The sequence below is a fragment of the Blautia hominis genome (assembly GCA_002270465.1).
GTDB classification, from domain to species: domain Bacteria; phylum Bacillota; class Clostridia; order Lachnospirales; family Lachnospiraceae; genus Blautia; species Blautia hominis.
The window spans coordinates 909,623-926,739 of sequence record NQOF01000001.1; the positions used below are offsets into that span (position 1 = coordinate 909,623).

Here is a 17,117-nt window from a genome sequence, read left to right on the forward strand (position 1 = left end):
CCCTCCTCTGTCTGTTATCCCTTGATGGCTCCTGCCATTAATCCCTTGACAAAATATTTCTGCCCTACTACTGCCAGTATGAGGATCACAGGAATACAGGAAAGCAATGCTCCTGCAAGGGGTGCACCGTAAGAAATCTTGTAAAAATTCTGCAGTCTCATCAGACCGATGGGCAAAGTGTACTTCTCCTCCGCATTCAGATAAATAAGGGGTGTCATAAAATCGTTCCAGGCATTCATAAATGTCAGGACTCCCTGAATGCCAATCCCCGCTTTGCTCAGAGGCACTGCTATTTTAAAAAATATCTTAAGTTCCCCATATCCGTCGATCATTGCGCTTTCATATAAATCCTTCGGCACCTGCCCCATGATCTGACAGAGCAGAAAAATACCAAATGCATTGATCATAGCAGGTATGATCAGAGGTACATAGGTGCCAAACAACCCCATATTTTTGTACATCTGAAACTGGGGAACCATGAGAACTTGAGGCGGTATCAGCATGGTAGCCAAAATCAAGCTTAAAAGGATCCCTTTCCCCTTAAATTCAAATCTGGTAAATCCATAGGCCACCAGCGCGTCAACCGCCATAGCCAGAAACGCGGCAATGGCTGCCACAAAAATACTGTTCGCAAACTGTTTCCAAAATGGTATGGTATCGAACAATGTTTTAAAGTTATCAAAGGTAATCTCCCGCGGGATCAGACGCAGTATGTGCCTGTTCATCTCCAGGTCCGTCTTAAGAGCGCCTGATATCATAAATGCAAAGGGATACAGTATAAATATAACTGCAATTACCAATATTAAATGAAACACAATACCTGAAATTATTTTCTTTTCTTTCACACTGCATCACCTCAGTCCTTTTCCCGAAACAGACGTCTCTGTATGGTTGTAATTATCAGCAGGATCAAAGCGATCACATATCCCATGGTGGCTGCCCTGCTTACCTGATTATTTTTAAACATTGTATTATAAAGATATATAACCGGATACAGCATGGAATCCCTGGAGCCTACCGAGGAGGAATTCTGTACCAGTGTAAGAACCTCCCCAAACATGGCAAAGGAACCTGTGATAGCAATAAATACAATATATGTCATAATTGGTTTTAATAAAGGCAGCGTTACATACCAAAATTCCTTCCATTTCCCTGCCCCGTCTATCCTTGCCGCTTCCCCAAGTTCCGTTGGTATCCCCTGCAGGCCGCTGAGAAAATACAGGCTGTTGATGCCAAAATACCTCCAGCAGCCAATCAACAGAACGGAGGGAATCGCCCAAGCCGGATCACTTAAAAACTTGACCGCCTTTTCCGCCACGCCAACATCCTGCAGAACCGTATTGATCAGTCCATTGTTGGTTCTCAGGATCAATTTGAAGACAATTCCCACTACAATAACGGAGGTCACATTGGGAATAAAAAAGACTGTGGAAACAAAGCCGCTTTTCTTCCCCATATATTTACTGTTCAGCATCAACGCTGCAAGCAATGCCACGGGAAGTATAATAAATATACTTCCCATCATGTAAATACAGGCATTTAATATGGATTTCCAAAACCTGTGGTCCATAAAGACCGTTCCGTAATTGGAAACAGTAAATCCTCCCGTTTTCGTCTGAAATGATAAGATCAAACCTGAAATTGCAGGGTACAGTCCAAAAACTGCATACAGGATAAAAAATGGGGATATGAAAAGATAAGGCATTAGTTTTCGTTTCTTACTCTTCATATACATGCACCTTTCTCTCTATCGGCTATTTTGTCTGATTGTATTCTTCAACCGCTTCTGTCAAAATATCTCCCATCTCATCCATGCTGATATTACCTTCCACCAGGTCATAGGCATTGGAATTGAATGTTTCCATAAAAGTATTTCTCCAGTCTGCCTGATACTGGATGGGAATCTCATCTGCCAGGCTCTCGTACAGTTCTCCAAGATTTTGATCATTGTAATACGCAACCGGGCTGTTGCATTCGGGCATAGCCTCATAAACCGGCGGATACAGAGCGATCATCTCGTATTTCTTCACACAATTATCCTTGTCAAGCTGTGCAAACTTCATAAAATCCCACAACTGCTCTTTATCTTTCCCGGTGTATTTTGTCATACAAAGGCCGGTGCCGCCCCTTACTGATACCGGTGCTGCCGATTCCGTCAGCTTTGGAAGCGCTGCCATCTGCCATTTACCGCTTTGTTCCGGTACATTATCTCTCAGCCATCCCGCTGCCCAGTCTGCCGCAAAATAGGTTGCCACCTTATCCTCAGCCACCACCGGCCATACTTCCTCCTGTGTCTCCCAGGCATACATCATGCCCTTCTGCTGCATATTCACATAATCCATAACAATATTTTTGAATTCCTCTGTGATATCCAGCTCTCCGTTTTTATCCACATAGTCCAGACCGGCCCCGCGCAGCATAAGGGCTATTTCATCCATCTCACCGCCCAGAGACATGTCTTTCGTGGCAGAGATGTAAATATCATGTTTTGCAAATTCCTCTGCAGCCGCTTTGTACTCCTCCCAGGTTGTGGGAACCTTGATATTATATTCCTCGAATAGATCCGCCCTGTACGCCATGGTTACCGGACACAGCGCATGTTCAAGTCCATAATAGTGACCATCATACGCATACAGGTCCAGACGGTTTTTAACCATTTTCTCTGTCACTTTATCCTTCTCTATAAACTCATCAAGAGGGTAATAGCACATCTGCTCCTCTGACATGAATCTGGAGAAATATCCCTGCTCCTGGTCCACCAAATCCGGGGCGCCCTCCCCGCCGGATGCGTTGATGACAGCCAGACGATCTGACAGCGCATTGATATCCATGACTTCTATGGTAAAACTTACATCCTGATGCTCTTTCTTATATTCCTCTGTCACCCACCTGAAATATTCCGCATGAGGCTCTGTGAACGCCCATATCACAATATCTTCCGGATTCGCCTCCGCCTGTTCCTCTGTATTTGTGCCTGTATCAGGCTCGTTGTTTTTTTCCTTCTCCTCTGTTCCCCCGCTGCTTCCGCATCCGGTTAAAACTGCAGTGACTAACAATACTGTACTTAAAAACATCCCAATTTTTTTTCTCATAGTTTTTCCCCACTTTCCCTTGATCATTTACCTTCTGTTCTTAAAATCTCTGACTGCCTGGAACATTGCCATCATATTTTCAGCACTTGTGGGACTTTGTATATTATGGGTTGTATTAAACACAAACCCGCCCCCTTTTGAAAACAGTTCCAGACGCTGCGTTACCTCCCGGTACACCTCCTCCGGTGTGCCAAAGGGCAGGGTGTGCTGTGTATCAATGCCTCCGCCCCAGAAAACAAACTTATCCCCCCATTCTTCTTTCAGTTTTTTGCCGTCCATACCTTTTGCAGAGAGCTGGACCGGATTCAGAATGTCCATTCCCGCCTCATAAAAATCAGGAAGAAATGACATGACAGCTCCGCAGGTGTGATAAAAAGTCTTCCAATTTGTATTTTTATGAACCCAGTCGTTTATTCTCTTGTAATAGGGCTTATAAAATTCCCGGAAAGAATCCAGCGACATAAACGGTCCGTTCTGTGTACCGAAATCGGTCCCTGAAATATAGACTGCCTGTATCTTGTCCCCGCAGGCCTGACGGATCAACTCTGCATTTTTTAATCCGGTTTCCACCTGCATCTCAAATACCTCATGGATATAATCCGGGCAGATATGGTGCGCCATCATAAAATCCGGTAAATTTCTGATCCCTTTCGGATGCTTTACACTTGGTCCGGGAACAATGGCAAAGTCACCTATCGAGGCAATGGCCCCGCTGTACACGATGCCGTATTCCGTATTGCTGTAGTAATAGCTGCACTGTCTTTCCAGTTCTTTTAACTGCTTCTCCGTGATCACGGAAAAATCGTCCTTGAAATCCTCTTTTGCGCTGTTTGTGTCCTCGTCAAACTCAATATTACCTCTGGTTATATTGTCAAAAAAGAATCCCCCTTTTGGCATCATACCGGAGGGCGGTACACTTAAATCCCCCTGTGGATACAGATAGGTACGGCCTGTCTCATCCACTGTGGTATGAAAAGCTGCCGGAACATCCACCTCCAGGCCGGACTGCATCGTCCAGGGCTTACGGCCCTCATTGGAAAATCCAAACATGTTCATCCCCGTGGAGATCTCCACACAGTCAAGATGCAGGGCCTGCCTGACATCCTCCTCCACCTCCCCCAAAAGCTGCAAAGGCTCATTGATCTTTACCTTCCTTTCCTCCAGCCCCAGCGCTTTTCTCAGCCGGTCCAGTGCATTGGCATTGATGCCGGTGATCGGAGTTGCCCCCATATCCACTACCACTTCCTCAGGCTCAATGTGATTTAAAGTCTGATTCAGCCTTTCTCTGCTGCTCGCCATTTTGTTAACCTCCTCTTAACTGATTTTGTTTTATGTGTTATGGAACCGTGTCCGTGCACGATACAGGTAATTTTTTTCTCTTTACTCCTTAAGACCCCAGAGTAAAGAGAATATGTCATAAGTTATATTTTGTTGCGATAAATATATGCGTTTTCACGGTAGACTCTTCCGGACGGGTACCATACAGCAAATACCGTCCCAGGATTTCCACTCCCATAAAGCCTTGCCGGAATGGTTCCTGACAGACTGTTGCAGATACCACGCCTGATCTTAAATTTTCCTTTACGATATCTGTCAGGTCATATGTGACGATCCTTAATTTGCGCCCGTAATCCGTCTCACGGACAGCTTTTATCCCCCCTTCAACACCTGCTGCCGCAAAACAGATGGTCGTCAGGTCAGGGTTCTTCTGAAGCAATGTCCTCAGCTGTTCATAAGACTTCCGGTCATCATCTTCATTTTCCAATACCGCGTCTACGATTATATTGCTGTAGTCCCGTTTCAGTGTTTTTTTTATTCCTTTCAAGCGCTGCGCCTGCGCCATCACCATCTTTGAACCTATCACCAGGGCAATATGTTCCTCTGCCCCATTGCTCATCATCCCCAGCAGTTCACCTGCCACACAGCCGCTTGTAACATAATCACAGCCCACATAGGCTAAATGTTTGACACTTGCTATGTCTGTATTAATCGTCACGACAGGAATATTCTTATCTTCCAATTCCTGTATCTTTTGGGCCACCCTCTTGGAATTAACGGGGGTGATCACAAGGCCTGAAATTCTCTCTTCCAGCAACTCTTCAATTTTTTGAAGCTGCAGCTCCGCATCAAATCCTTTGATCTTCTTCACACTGCTCTGTATGCCAAAATGCCCCATTTCCTCCAGCCCATTATTTACCCCCTGGATCACCTCCTTAAAAAACGGATTCCCCTCTGAACAGAGCAGCACGCCTATGGTCTTGGTATATTTCTTATTTGCCAGTGTCCTGGCCGCCATATCCGGTTTATATCCTAATTCTTCTGCTATCTTAATGATTCTTTCTGCCACCTGCTGGTTTACGCCTGGCCTGTGGTTTAAAGCCCGATCCACAGTCCCCCTCGACACGTTAGCTGCCTCTGCAACTTCCCGGATTGTAACTTTCATAATTTCCTCCATCGTGTCCGTGCACGTTTTATGATTACATTATATTCCATAAAATTCATTCTGGCAATTGTCAAAATTGTGCGAATTTTTCTTCTTATAATTGGTCATATTTGCTAAATTTCTCCGCACACAAAAAGGAAGCGCCTGCCGCCGCTTCCCCTTTGTCTATATATCCTGTATCAGTCAAAAATGATCAATGCCATAAACACTAAGTCTTCCTCCCCGGTATTCACCAGGCCATGCCCGTGATCATCCGGTGTAAAGGTTACATCCCCTGCCTTTACCGGGCGCACTGTGCCATTGTCATCATAGTCTCCCTGGCCGGACAGGATATAGTAAGTCTCGCTCTCATTGTGGTGTTCATGATATCCAAGGGAACATCCCGGCTCAATGACAACCTCTGCGTACAGACCGCACTTTCCATTCAGTTCCTTCTCTCCTAAAATATGCTTAATGATCACATGGCCCTTGCCGCCGCACATATTTTCTACTGTTTCTGTTTTCATCATACTTCATCCTCCATACAAAAAGGTCCCCAAAGGTGGGTTTTCGCCTTTGAGAACCTTTTTTTCTTATCATTTTATTTTTTTATATCTTAGACCAATTTTACGGGCTTGTCAATATTTTCCTGCATAAAAATATTCTTCTGTTTTAACCTTTCACACAGAACCCATTCTCCTCCCGCACCGGAATATCCTTGGCATCAACCCCTTCAATCCGTATAAAATTCCCCATGGACAACCGTTCCAGGAAGTTTGATATCTCCTGCTCTCCGCCCTGCAGTTCCATTTCCACGCATCCGTCCCAGGTGTTCTTCACCCATCCGGTCACCTGCAGAAGCCGTGCCAGGTGCTGCGCCCGGTACCTAAGCCCTACTCCCTGTACCAAACCGGTCAGTATAAAATGCTTTCTGATCTTCATTTTTTACATTAATTCCTCCATAAATGTGTATATCTGGAAATTTGAAATTTTCTCTATACAGTTTGCATTATACCACTTTTTAAAATGTCTGCAACTATCTTTCGCAACTTTCCTTTTTTTCCAAAAAAAACCATCCTGCAGCCGTAAAGATTTCCCGGCTGCAGGACGGTTTTAAGAGGGTATTCTATCGATATTTCAGTGTTGTGCCTATTCCCATTTTTAATGCTTTTTCATATACTAACTGTCCCAGTGCAATGTCATTTGTTGAGAGTCCTCTGTGCCAGAATAAAATGGTCTCATCCTCACGCTGTCTGCCCGGTTTTTTTCCTGCCACGATCTCTCCCAGTTCTCCATATAACGTATCCTCGCTTAGTTTTCCTGTCTCCACATGTCTGCGGAGGCTTCCCAGAATACCGCCTTTGCACTGCCCCCAGTCGTCCACCACGATCTTGTCCATCACATCTGTGAGGGAGAGTTCCACCGCGCTGACTGTCCCATAGGGAACCACAAAATTCCCCGGCTGTACCCACTCTGTCTTCAATAGAGGCGTGGGTTCCATAAGGCGGGTGGCCTCCACCATGATATCCGCCCCTTTCAGGCACTCTTCGCTGTTCCGGGTCACTTTAACCGGTTTGCCCAGTTTTTTGGTAAGCCGTGCCGCAAAATCCTCCATGGATTCTTTTCTGCGGCTGTTCACACGGATCTCCTCAAAATCATAAATGGAATCAAGAAGCACCACGTTCCACCATGCAGTTCCTCTGGAACCCAGATGCCCCAGGATCTTATTTTCTTTTTTTGCCAGATACTTTGCTCCAATGGCTGTCAGAGCACCCGTACGCATGGATGTAATCTCCGTAGCATCAACCACGGCTCTCGGCGCCCCGGTTTTAGGGTCGTACAAATTTAACAGGGCCATTTCTGACGGCAGATCCTGTTTATAGTTATAAACATAGTCTCCCACAACTTTCACGCCTGCCACATCCATAGGCTCTATATATCCTCTGAGTACATTGAAATGTCCGTGAAATTCCGGATTGGGGATCAGATGCACCCGGGGCTCAATGACTGTCTTGCCATTTCCCTGGGCCTCCAGGCTTTTCTCCACTGCTCCCAGGATTTCTTCATTTGTCAGTTCCAGTTTTTCAATATCAAATGCATTTATGTATAATAAATCCATAAGCACCTCCAAAATTTAATAGATTTTACTCTGTTCGTTTTCTGCAAACACTGCTATTCTTTTTTCTCATTCTTTTCTTTCTTTAAATCCACGAAAAATGTTTTTATAAATGCGATCAACTGCAGCAGGAATACAAAGAGTACCAGAAAACCTCCCACCGAAGCCAACTGTTTTACGCCGTCTATACCACGTACACCGCCTGCTACGGCTCCCATGATAATGGAAATGGAACCGATCAGGATACCCCAGATCAGCTTCTGGGACTTTGGAGGCTCCTCCTCCATGTTCTGTCCCTTGGTACAGATGGATGCAATGGTGCTGGTCATGGAGTCCGCCGCCGTGGAGAAGGACAGCATGAGGGTAATCATAACGATGGGTATGATGATGATCCCAAGCCCCAGCGGAAGATTCTGCAGAAAGGCCCATACGCCTGCCGTGGCGCCGCTTTCCTTGATGACTCCAACCATATCCACAACACCGTTCATCTGCCAGTTCAGTCCTGTTCCTCCCCATACGGAAAACCATACGATACCGAATAAGGATGGCATAACCCAGTTGATGATCATAAATTCACGCACGGTTCTGCCATAGGCAATCTTACCAAGGAAAATACCCATGATGGGAGCATAGGCGATCCAGGAACACCAGTCGGCCAGGGTCCACCATCTTGTCAGCGCCTCGCCGCCCACATCACCGGAATCCAGTCCCCAGATAAAGAAATTATTCAGCCACTCTCCCAGTCCTGATACGGAATTGCTTAAAATGATGGCCATTGGTCCTGTGATGAACAGGAAGATCAGCAGACCATAGAAAATCTTACTGTTCAGGGATGCCAGTCTGCGGATCCCTTTATCCACGCCCAGGATGGCGGAGCTTGTAAAAATAAGAGTGGCAATACCCCCAAGAAGCACCCAGATAAATGTATTATTTGGTATTTTATATACAACATTCAGCCCGGAGATAAGAAGTGCCAGACCGGTTCCCAGACCGGATGCCATTCCCAATGTGATCGCAAGGGAGCACAGCGTATCTACTGTATTCATAAATATAGGATTCTCTGTCTTTTTTCCGAAAAGAGGCTTTAAGGTGGAGATCACAGACAGTTTTTCTTTCTTGTTGAAATACATGTAGGCAATGAGAAGGCCTGATACCGCATACATGGCATAAGGTACAAATGTCCAGTTATAAAAGCATCTGCCAAGTGCAAAACGTGCCGCCTCCTGGGTTCCCGCCTGAATACCCAGCTGGTCCAGCTCACCATACACATTTCCATAGTAGATCAAAGGTTCATTGATCCCCCAGTTTACGATTCCCACTGCAATTCCACCTGTCAGCGTCATGGCAAACCAGGTTCCGAATGGATACTTGGGTTTTGCATTGGCTCCGCCGATCCGCATATCTCCCAGCTTAGAACATGTGACAATGGCTATGACCACAACTGAAACAACTGCCACAAGCTGATACAGCCACCCGAATTTCCCAAGGGAAAAACCGAAGAAGGCTTTGGCTCCCTTTGCCAGCCCCTCATTATTGATAAAACCGATTGCTACAACAATTGCCATGATAGCAAAAGCAGGAATAAATACACCCTTCCGCACAAGTCCGGCAGAACCTGTCTTTTCTTTCGTTTCTTTCATCTTTAACCTCCCAATTCTTCTCCAATCTGTTTATATGTTTAGTTTTCGCAGAAATGTTCCCTCTTTCAACAGTTCATAAACTGCCTCTATATCCTCAGTCAGTATACGGTCATCCTTATCATAAAACGGTATTTTTTCCCTGAGCACGGCAAGTCCTTTCCCTGTTATTTCCCCAAATGTTTCCCCTCTCCGCAGATCCATCGCCTGGCCTGCGAGCATCAGTTCAATCCCTAGGATATAGCAGAGATCGTCCAGTATTTTATCCAGCCTCTGCACAGCCAAAGGCGCGTTGGTGCTCCTGTCCTCAATCTCACCGGCAAGAGGAAAGGTATCCATGGATACGGGGTTTGCCAGACTGCGGATTTCCGCGTCCAGAGCCGTGAATGTCTTCTGGATGGTGGAAAACGCTATGACACTCTCCTGTGGTGATAAATTCCTGGTAAGCCTTGTAAATGCCGGGTTTGCAAGCTTTATGGCCCGCAGACAGGATGCCTTTGAAACATGTGAGAAAGCAATGGAAAGCATCTCCAGGGGAAGTACCCAGGCCAGGGGTTCAAAATTAGCACTGGGTGTAATGTCCCGCTCTTCCGTCAAAAGACATGGATTGTCATCTGAGGAATTTATCTGTACGGTCAGTTCTTTCTCCGCAAAAGAGAGCGCATCTGACACTGCTCCATGTACCTGGGAAACACTCCGGTAACAGAGCGGGTCCTGCAGCGGTCTGCTGCTGTTGGCTTTATAAAGAAAACTGCCTTTCAGATAACGGTTCATAGCCTCCGCTGTTTTGATCTGCCCTTCATATTTTCTCTTTTTCGCAGCCTCCATTCTGAGCTGTGAAGTGTTGCCTCCAAATCCCTCCAGGGCCATACAGCTGATCACATCTGCTGCCTTCCGTATTTTTTCCGCCCTGCAAAGGACAAGGCTGGCCCATCCGGCACTCAGGGCATTGGAACTGATCATTGCAAGTCCGTCTTTCTCTGCGGGAACTGCAGCTGCCAGCCCCTCCTTTTTTAATATCTCCCGGACCGGAAGGATCTCACCGTGATATTCCGCGCGGCCTTCACCGGTCATGGCCAGTGCTATGTGTGACAGATTTCCTATATCCGCCTGCCCCACTGACCCCCGTACAGGCAGCAGCGGATGGATCCTCCTGTTCAAAAACTCCTGATACATCCTGACAATTCCGGGTGAAATGCCGGTACACATATTTAAAAGCCCATTGAGCCGTACCAGCATCACTGCCCTGACCACTTCCACCGGCGCATAAGGTCCCACGCCCACTGCGTGGGAATGCAGCATACTGCTGTTGAATTTTGTAATGAATTCCCTGGTCACTTTTTTATCTTTATTCCAACCGACTCCGGTATTGCATCCATAGATGGGGATCCCCCTGTCTGCCAGTTCAAAGACAAGTCTCCTGGAATCCTCCAGTTTTTCCCATAAGGACTCTTCTATTGAAACACTCTGATCCCCCCATGCAGCGGATTCCACCATACGGAGTGTCAGACTGTCCCCAGTTAATACAATGATTTCCTCATCCCCTTTACATATTGATTATTGTAATAACATATTTGTAATAACATATTTTTTCATTCGGCCGAATTTTCATTTATTATGGTCATAATAGCACTTGATTTTACTCTTGTAAAATACTAAAATATGGTTATGTTATGAGTTTTTTCAATAGTAAAGGAGGATCCCCCATGACACTCCGCCACATGTCCATATTTCTGGAAGTTGCAGCCTGCAACAATATGAGTATTGCTGCCCAAAACCTGTATCTTTCACAATCCACGGTCAGTCTGGCCATATCTGAGATTGAAAAGACCTACAAGGTCCGCCTGTTTGACCGCCTGAGCAAACATCTCCGTCTCACAGAGGCCGGTATGCTGCTCCTGGATTACGCATCCAGAATCATTTCCCTATATAAAGAAATGGAGTCCGCACTTTTGGGACTCCATCTGAAACAGATCCATATTGGAAGCACGCTGGTGGCTGCCTCCTGCCTGCTGCAGGATATTATCCGGGCATACCATATCATCTGCCCGGATGTGAGCACACGTTTTACCATTGATGACTCCTATTTTATGGAGAAAAAGCTGGCCCAAGGGGAACTGGATGTGATGCTGACTGAGACAAAGGGAAGCCACAGCAGCCTTGTCTACACCCCTTTTTTGGATGATACCTTTGTGGTCATATGCAGTCCTGACCATCCCTATGCCCGGAGAGAAAATCTTTCCATTGCGGATTTTGAAAATGAGATGTTTCTCCTGCGGGAGGAAGGAAACAGTACCCGTGCAGCTCTGGAGCGGGCCCTGAGCAAACAGGGCCTTTCCCTTACTAAAAGTCATGTGTATCATAACATTGACGCCCTGAAGGAAGCTGTAGCTGAAAATGAAGGAATCTCCATTATCTCCAAAATGCTGATCCGGGAAGAACTTTCCAGCCGCAAACTCCACGCCTGCCCGGTCACAGACCTGCCCATAAAGCGTGTTTTTTATATTGTACAGAGAAAGGACAGGGCCTTTCTTCCCTATGTCAAAGAATTTATACGCCTGTGCCGGGAAACTTCCGGCAGACAGTCTGACAGTTAACCGAAAAAAGGGTTCCAGGCAAACGCCTGAAACCCCTTTTTCTCTGTTCTTTTATACTTTAGTCCGCCGTATCCTTCTGCCGGTTCACTCTGCTTCCTGCATACTTGGCAACAATACACCCTCCGCTGCTTCCGGCTGCAAGGAAGCAGACTCTGCCACCTTGAGACTTTCCACCTCTTCCTTTGTCTCCTGCAGCGTTGCTTTTTCTGCTTCTGACGCGGGTATTTCCTGCAATTCCTCTGCAAATGTCTCTTCTTGCAATGCTGCATCTTTCGCATTCTCTTCCTGCAGATAGGATATTTCCTCCGCATCCTTCTGCGGAACCAAAGTTTCCGTTCCATTGCCGCTGATTTCTTTAATGGTTTCCGTTCCTTCTTTATCGGTATCTTTGTTTACTTCAACAATATTTTCTAACGCTCCCCCGTCACGCATCCCTGCAAAAATCTGATTGGAATATCCTAACAGCAGAGCAAAAGATAATACTATACTTCCCATTAATATTTTTCTTGCGTACCCTGCTTTTCTGCTTGATTTTTTATAATTCATTATCGCGGTCACTCTCCTCTTTAAACTACCTGATGATAAAGGTGATGCCATCTGACTGAAACGGCGGTACAGACCCGCAAAGGCCACTAGCGTGCCTGCGTATGCAGCTTTTCCGTCTTCCCCGATCCGCAGAAGCACCTCCTCATCACAGGATAACTCTACTTCTTTTAAAAACGTAAAATAGAAAAACCACAGGTATGGATGCTGCCAATACATGCACAAAAGAAACAATGCAAGAAATTTCCACAGGTTGTCTCTTCTTTTTGCATGAATGTATTCATGTAAAACAATCTGCGTATAGCTTTCGCGGTAGTCAGTCTCCAAATAAGAAGGTATCAGAATCCTTGGCCTTACAAATCCCCATGTCACCGGCGCGTTTATACGGTCGCTCAGCAAAATCCTGTATCTGTTAATACCTGCTCCCTCTAAACACAGCTCCCCAGACACTTCTTTTTCCACAGGAACAGCCGCCTGTAACACCTTGCTTTCATAGCAGTAACGGAGAAACAGGAATAAAAAGATAGCCATACCCGCTCCAAAGGCTGCGGTCATTCCCCACTGGGCCATGCGGATATTCTGTGTCAGACTTTTGGCGGGGAGCTGTGATATGATCCCGGCTGTCCCTTTGGAAATCCTGCGGATCCCGCACTTTTGGACGCCCAGCATTAGCGGCAGGAGCAAAACCCCTGTACTGATAAAAAGCCGGTCCAGCCAATACTTGTCCCTGCTGCAGAAGTGTTTCACTGCCAGACGGATAATGCTGTATATAAGGCACATTCCTGCGAGAACCAGATTCGTCTTTAAAAATATCATGCTACCTCCGCTTCTTATGAATAAGCTCTTCGATTTCTTCCAGATCCTCTTTGGACAGATCCTGTTCCTCAAAAAATGCAGAGATAAAGTTTTTCTTGGAACCCTTGAATGTCCTGGAGATCAATTCATTGACTTCATAGGTTTCAAATTCATGTCTGTCAATCAGATGTCTGCATATAAAACCAGGCTCTGACCGCAGCACTGCACCTTTTTCTATGCACTTTTTTATTACCGTATACGTGGTGTTCTTGTTCCAGCCATATCGTTCTTTTAGCACTTCCACAACTTGTTTTGCCGGTATCTCACCTTCTTCCCACAGCACTTCCATTACTTTTTGTTCTGATTCAAATAATTTCATAAACTTTACTCCTTTGGACTATTGCAATCGTCTACATATAGACTATTACAATAGTCCGCATTTGTCAATGGTTATTTTACTATTTTATTTTCTTCTATGATATCCAGCAGGATTTCTTCCCACACATATCTGTTTTCCCGCAGAACTTTTTTGTATGCAGACTGGGGCAGCGGGGAATCCGCCCTGCCGATCTCAATGGTCAGGCTTGGAATGCCCCTTTTCAGTAGGGCCCAGTCCTTATATCCTGCGGGGTCCAGTTCCTCATAATTGCCGTCTGGCTCATATCCCGTGACAGCAGCAATGCGGTTTGCAAAGGCCTGTGTCCTGGCTGCCAGCTCCCCCTGCTGCCCGAAGGCCCAGTATATGACGCCGCCGGAGGAATGATAGCTGACAGTGCGCGCAAAGTTTTCCTTTTTTGTCAGATTTACCAATGCCTGGGCCTCCCCAGTGCTCTCCGGAGCGGTCCCCTTGTATTTTTCCCTGGAGGGCCTGCCGATCCCATCCACATAATCTTCCCACAGGGCATCAAAATTCCGGTTCACATCCACACCTTCGGCATTGGATTTCCAACGTCTGAAATAAGATTTCCACGGCATCCTTGCCCCATCCCGGTCCGCGATCTCCCACACCTGTTCCCGGATCCCGGGTGACTGCATACCCTCAGCTCCAAACTGGCTGATCGTCACCCCGTCCGGATTTGCCATGGGAATGATATGGATGGCACGGTCTTTCAGCAGCTCACGGTAGGAGTATCCCTTGTAGGTTCTGTCCTCGTGAAGCAGATTCTCCACAAATTCCCCCATCTGTTCCATGACAAGCTGGCAGGTCATGTATTCTCTTCCATGTATTCCCGCAAAGATCAAAACCCTGTCAGAGGCATTTTCATCCCCCATTCTCACATGGTACAGCTTTCTGCCGTCCAGCGTATCGCCTGCTGTCTGAACTTCCATAATTCCTTTGAAAATTTTGGAAAATATGTGCAAATCATTCTCCATTTCTCGGTAAGTATAGCCTGAAAATTGGACAAATTGTCGATTTTCTCTTTGATTTCGAGCATTTATGCACATTGACGGATACCTCAAAACTCATTATAATTAAAGATATTCTATGGGAGGGAGAATAAGAAGTGAAGAAGCTGAAACAAATCGCTGCACTGGTTGGAGCCGTACTGCTTCTTGGCATGTACGTCCTGGCTTTTATTTTTTCTCTTTCGCACAACCCAAATGCCGGTAATATGCTGCTGGCCGCAATCTACTGCACGGTACTCGTTCCCGTGTTTTTGTATGCCTGCCTGCTGGTATACCGCTATACAAGGCAGAAAAATGATATTCCTCAGATAGACACTGCATCCTCCTCTGTAGATACTTTTATCTTTGACCTTGGAAATGTGCTGGTCCGTTATGACTGGAAAACCTATCTAAAAAGTTTGAAATTCAGCGCGGAAGCAGTACAGGCCGTGGGGGATGCTGTATTTGACAGCCCTGATTGGGCGGATGCTGACCGAGGTGTGCGGAATGAAGAAGAAATTCTCCAGGCCTTTATTGACAATGACCCGGAATACGAAAAAGAAATACGTGAGGCATTCGCAAAAATGAGTGGTGCCATACATACCTACTCTTACACAGTGGACTGGCTGAAATATTTGAAAAAGAGAGGATATAAGCTCTATTATCTATCCAATTTTTCACAGCCCATGTATGAACGCTGCAAGGAGGAAATGGCATTTCTGGATCTGATGGACGGCGGCTACATGTCCTGGCAGGTAAAAATGCTGAAGCCGGAACCGGAATTCTACCAGAAACTGCTGAAAGACTTTCATATCAAGCCGGAAAAGGCAGTATTTCTTGACGATGTCCTGGAAAATGTAGCAGAAGCCCGTTTGCAGGGAATCAATGCTGTTCATTTTAAAGGCAGGAAAGAGACGATCCAAAAGTTGATGGAAGAATACGATGTGCTTTAAGGCAAGGATAAACATAACAAAAACCGATTGGTCCACTGGCCAATCGGTTTTTGTCTGCAGCAATACATGTCTTTTTCCATTTGCTCACACTGCTTTTATTTATTGCGGTAAATGATATCCTCACGGCTTGGGCCGTTGGAAACCATGGTGATCGGGAATCCGATCTTCTCTTCCACGAACTCAATATATCTGCGGCAGTTTTCCGGAAGCTCATTGTAATCTTTAATGCCGCGGATGTCGCAGTTCCAGCCCGGAAGTGTTTCCAGAACCGGTTTTGCCTTTTCCAGTCTGCCTGTTGTTGGGAAATCTGTTGTGATCTCGCCGTCGATCTCGTAAGCCACACATACGGGAATCTCCTCCAGATATCCCAGAACATCCAGGACCGTGAAGGCCACATCTGTCGTTCCCTGCATACGGCAGCCATATTTGGAAGCCACACAGTCAAACCATCCCATACGTCTCGGACGTCCCGTGGTGGCGCCAAACTCTCCGCCGTCTCCGCCGCGTCTCCTCAGCTCGTCTGCCTCATCACCGAAGATTTCAGATACAAATGCACCGGCGCCTACTGCGCTTGAGTATGCCTTGCAGACTGTGATGATCTTCTTGATCTCGTAAGGCGGGATACCTGCGCCCACTGCGCCGTAAGCAGCCAGAGTGGAGGAGGAGGTAACCATTGGATAGATTCCGTGATCCGGGTCTTTCAGGGAACCCAGCTGTCCTTCCAGAAGCACTTCCCTGCCCTCTTTCAGTGCATTCCACAAATACAGAGAGACATCACACACATAGGGGGCGATCATCTCCTTGTACTCCATCAGCTCTTTCATGATATCATCCGGATTCAGAAGCGGTTTGTGATATAAGTGCTCTAAGGTCACGTTCTTCGTCTCACAGACACGCTCCACTTTTTCTCTCAGTGCCGCGTCGTCATCGAAAAGCTCGCTGACCTGGAAACCGATCTTTGCATATTTATCAGAATAAAACGGTGCGATCCCAGACTTGGTGGAGCCGAAAGATTTTCCTGCCAGACGCTCTTCCTCATATTCGTCGAATTTGATATGATAGGACATAACCATCTGCGCACGGTCAGAAACTTTGATCTTCGGTGCAGGTACACCCTTGTCCACAATAGACTGGATCTCTTTAAACAGTACCGGGATATTAAGCGCAACACCGTTTCCGATGACACTGGTTGTGTGGTCGTAGAACACACCGGACGGAAGAGTATGGAGCGCAAATTTTCCGTAATTGTTTACAATTGTATGGCCCGCATTGGCACCGCCCTGGAATCTTACGATGATATCGGATTCCTGTGCGAGCATGTCAGTGATTTTGCCCTTACCTTCATCTCCCCAGTTAGCCCCTACTACTGCTTTTACCATTTTTCATTCCTCCTAATGAACTTTTTGTACTCATGTATCATACTACATTTCTTTTAAGAAATAAAGTTCTAATTTGTATTTTCGGACGAAAAATTGTGGATTTTTATGGGAAAGGAGCTGTTTTCCCCGTGTTTTGACGGTTGAAAACAGCTCCTTCCCAATCACAGAACGGAAATCACTTACTCCCCTCTGCCTGC

General features: G+C 46.2%; 16 protein-coding genes. 2 read left to right on the forward strand and 14 right to left on the reverse strand.

The features are described 5' to 3' along the window. Positions 1-14 precede the first annotated feature (14 nt). The 10 genes from CI595_RS04155 to CI595_RS04200 all read right to left on the reverse strand — a co-directional run bounded on the left by CI595_RS04155 (position 15) and on the right by CI595_RS04200 (position 10,764). Complete coding sequence (locus tag CI595_RS04155; protein WP_095172005.1) at positions 15-845, reverse strand: carbohydrate ABC transporter permease; 831 nt, start codon at positions 843-845, stop codon at positions 15-17. 11 nt (positions 846-856) lie between these two features. Then, the gene (locus tag CI595_RS04160) at positions 857-1,729 is read right to left on the reverse strand and encodes a carbohydrate ABC transporter permease (protein WP_162291803.1); all 873 of its coding nucleotides are present in this window, start codon (positions 1,727-1,729) and stop codon (positions 857-859) included. A 25-nt stretch (positions 1,730-1,754) separates the two neighbouring features. Beyond that, positions 1,755-3,092, reverse strand: a complete 1,338-nt coding sequence (locus CI595_RS04165) for an ABC transporter substrate-binding protein (RefSeq protein WP_162291804.1) — start codon at positions 3,090-3,092, stop codon at positions 1,755-1,757. Positions 3,093-3,119: 27 nt separating this feature from the next. Further along, on the reverse strand, positions 3,120-4,391 hold the full coding sequence (locus CI595_RS04170) for a uroporphyrinogen decarboxylase family protein (RefSeq protein WP_095172011.1): 1,272 nt from the start codon (positions 4,389-4,391) through the stop codon (positions 3,120-3,122). A 115-nt stretch (positions 4,392-4,506) separates the two neighbouring features. Then, positions 4,507-5,535 (reverse strand): LacI family DNA-binding transcriptional regulator, encoded by a 1,029-nt coding sequence (locus CI595_RS04175; RefSeq protein ID WP_158661577.1) that lies wholly within the window; start codon positions 5,533-5,535, stop codon positions 4,507-4,509. Positions 5,536-5,714: 179 nt separating this feature from the next. Further along, a complete protein-coding gene (locus CI595_RS04180; RefSeq protein WP_065544801.1) occupies positions 5,715-6,041 on the reverse strand; it encodes a cupin domain-containing protein in 327 nt (108 codons plus the stop codon). A 145-nt stretch (positions 6,042-6,186) separates the two neighbouring features. Continuing rightward, positions 6,187-6,456 carry an acylphosphatase gene (locus CI595_RS04185; RefSeq protein ID WP_095172016.1) on the reverse strand — a complete coding sequence of 90 codons (270 nt, stop codon included), beginning with the start codon at positions 6,454-6,456 and terminating at the stop codon, positions 6,187-6,189. A 184-nt stretch (positions 6,457-6,640) separates the two neighbouring features. Next, positions 6,641-7,633, reverse strand: coding sequence for an ornithine cyclodeaminase family protein (locus CI595_RS04190; RefSeq protein WP_095172019.1), 993 nt, complete (start codon positions 7,631-7,633; stop codon positions 6,641-6,643). A 53-nt stretch (positions 7,634-7,686) separates the two neighbouring features. Further along, on the reverse strand, positions 7,687-9,270 hold the full coding sequence (locus tag CI595_RS04195; RefSeq protein WP_095172022.1) for a BCCT family transporter: 1,584 nt from the start codon (positions 9,268-9,270) through the stop codon (positions 7,687-7,689). Positions 9,271-9,300: 30 nt separating this feature from the next. Beyond that, on the reverse strand, positions 9,301-10,764 hold the full coding sequence (locus CI595_RS04200) for an HAL/PAL/TAL family ammonia-lyase (RefSeq protein ID WP_095172024.1): 1,464 nt from the start codon (positions 10,762-10,764) through the stop codon (positions 9,301-9,303). 209 nt (positions 10,765-10,973) lie between these two features. Here CI595_RS04200 and CI595_RS04205 point away from each other — a divergent pair, with 209 nt between their 5' ends. Further along, positions 10,974-11,864 carry a LysR substrate-binding domain-containing protein gene (locus CI595_RS04205; protein WP_158661576.1) on the forward strand — a complete coding sequence of 297 codons (891 nt, stop codon included), beginning with the start codon at positions 10,974-10,976 and terminating at the stop codon, positions 11,862-11,864. Positions 11,865-11,948: 84 nt separating this feature from the next. Here the strand turns inward: CI595_RS04205 and CI595_RS04210 are convergent, their stop codons facing one another. The 3 genes from CI595_RS04210 to CI595_RS04220 form a co-directional block, all read right to left on the reverse strand. Continuing rightward, entirely contained in the window at positions 11,949-13,223 is a 1,275-nt protein-coding gene (locus tag CI595_RS04210; protein WP_095172028.1) for a M56 family metallopeptidase, read from the reverse strand. A gap of 1 nt (position 13,224) precedes the next feature. Further along, positions 13,225-13,581 (reverse strand): BlaI/MecI/CopY family transcriptional regulator, encoded by a 357-nt coding sequence (locus CI595_RS04215; protein ID WP_095172030.1) that lies wholly within the window; start codon positions 13,579-13,581, stop codon positions 13,225-13,227. 71 nt (positions 13,582-13,652) lie between these two features. Continuing rightward, positions 13,653-14,648, reverse strand: a complete 996-nt coding sequence (locus CI595_RS04220) for a M14 family zinc carboxypeptidase (protein WP_095172033.1) — start codon at positions 14,646-14,648, stop codon at positions 13,653-13,655. A 59-nt stretch (positions 14,649-14,707) separates the two neighbouring features. On the opposite strand from CI595_RS04220, the gene CI595_RS04225 reads away from it, so the two are divergent. Further along, entirely contained in the window at positions 14,708-15,541 is an 834-nt protein-coding gene (locus CI595_RS04225; RefSeq protein WP_095172035.1) for an HAD family hydrolase, read from the forward strand. Between the two features lie 95 nt (positions 15,542-15,636). Here CI595_RS04225 and CI595_RS04230 read toward each other — a convergent pair whose 3' ends face one another. After that, positions 15,637-16,920 (reverse strand): adenylosuccinate synthase, encoded by a 1,284-nt coding sequence (locus CI595_RS04230; protein WP_095172038.1) that lies wholly within the window; start codon positions 16,918-16,920, stop codon positions 15,637-15,639. Between the last annotated feature and the right edge of the window lie 197 nt (positions 16,921-17,117).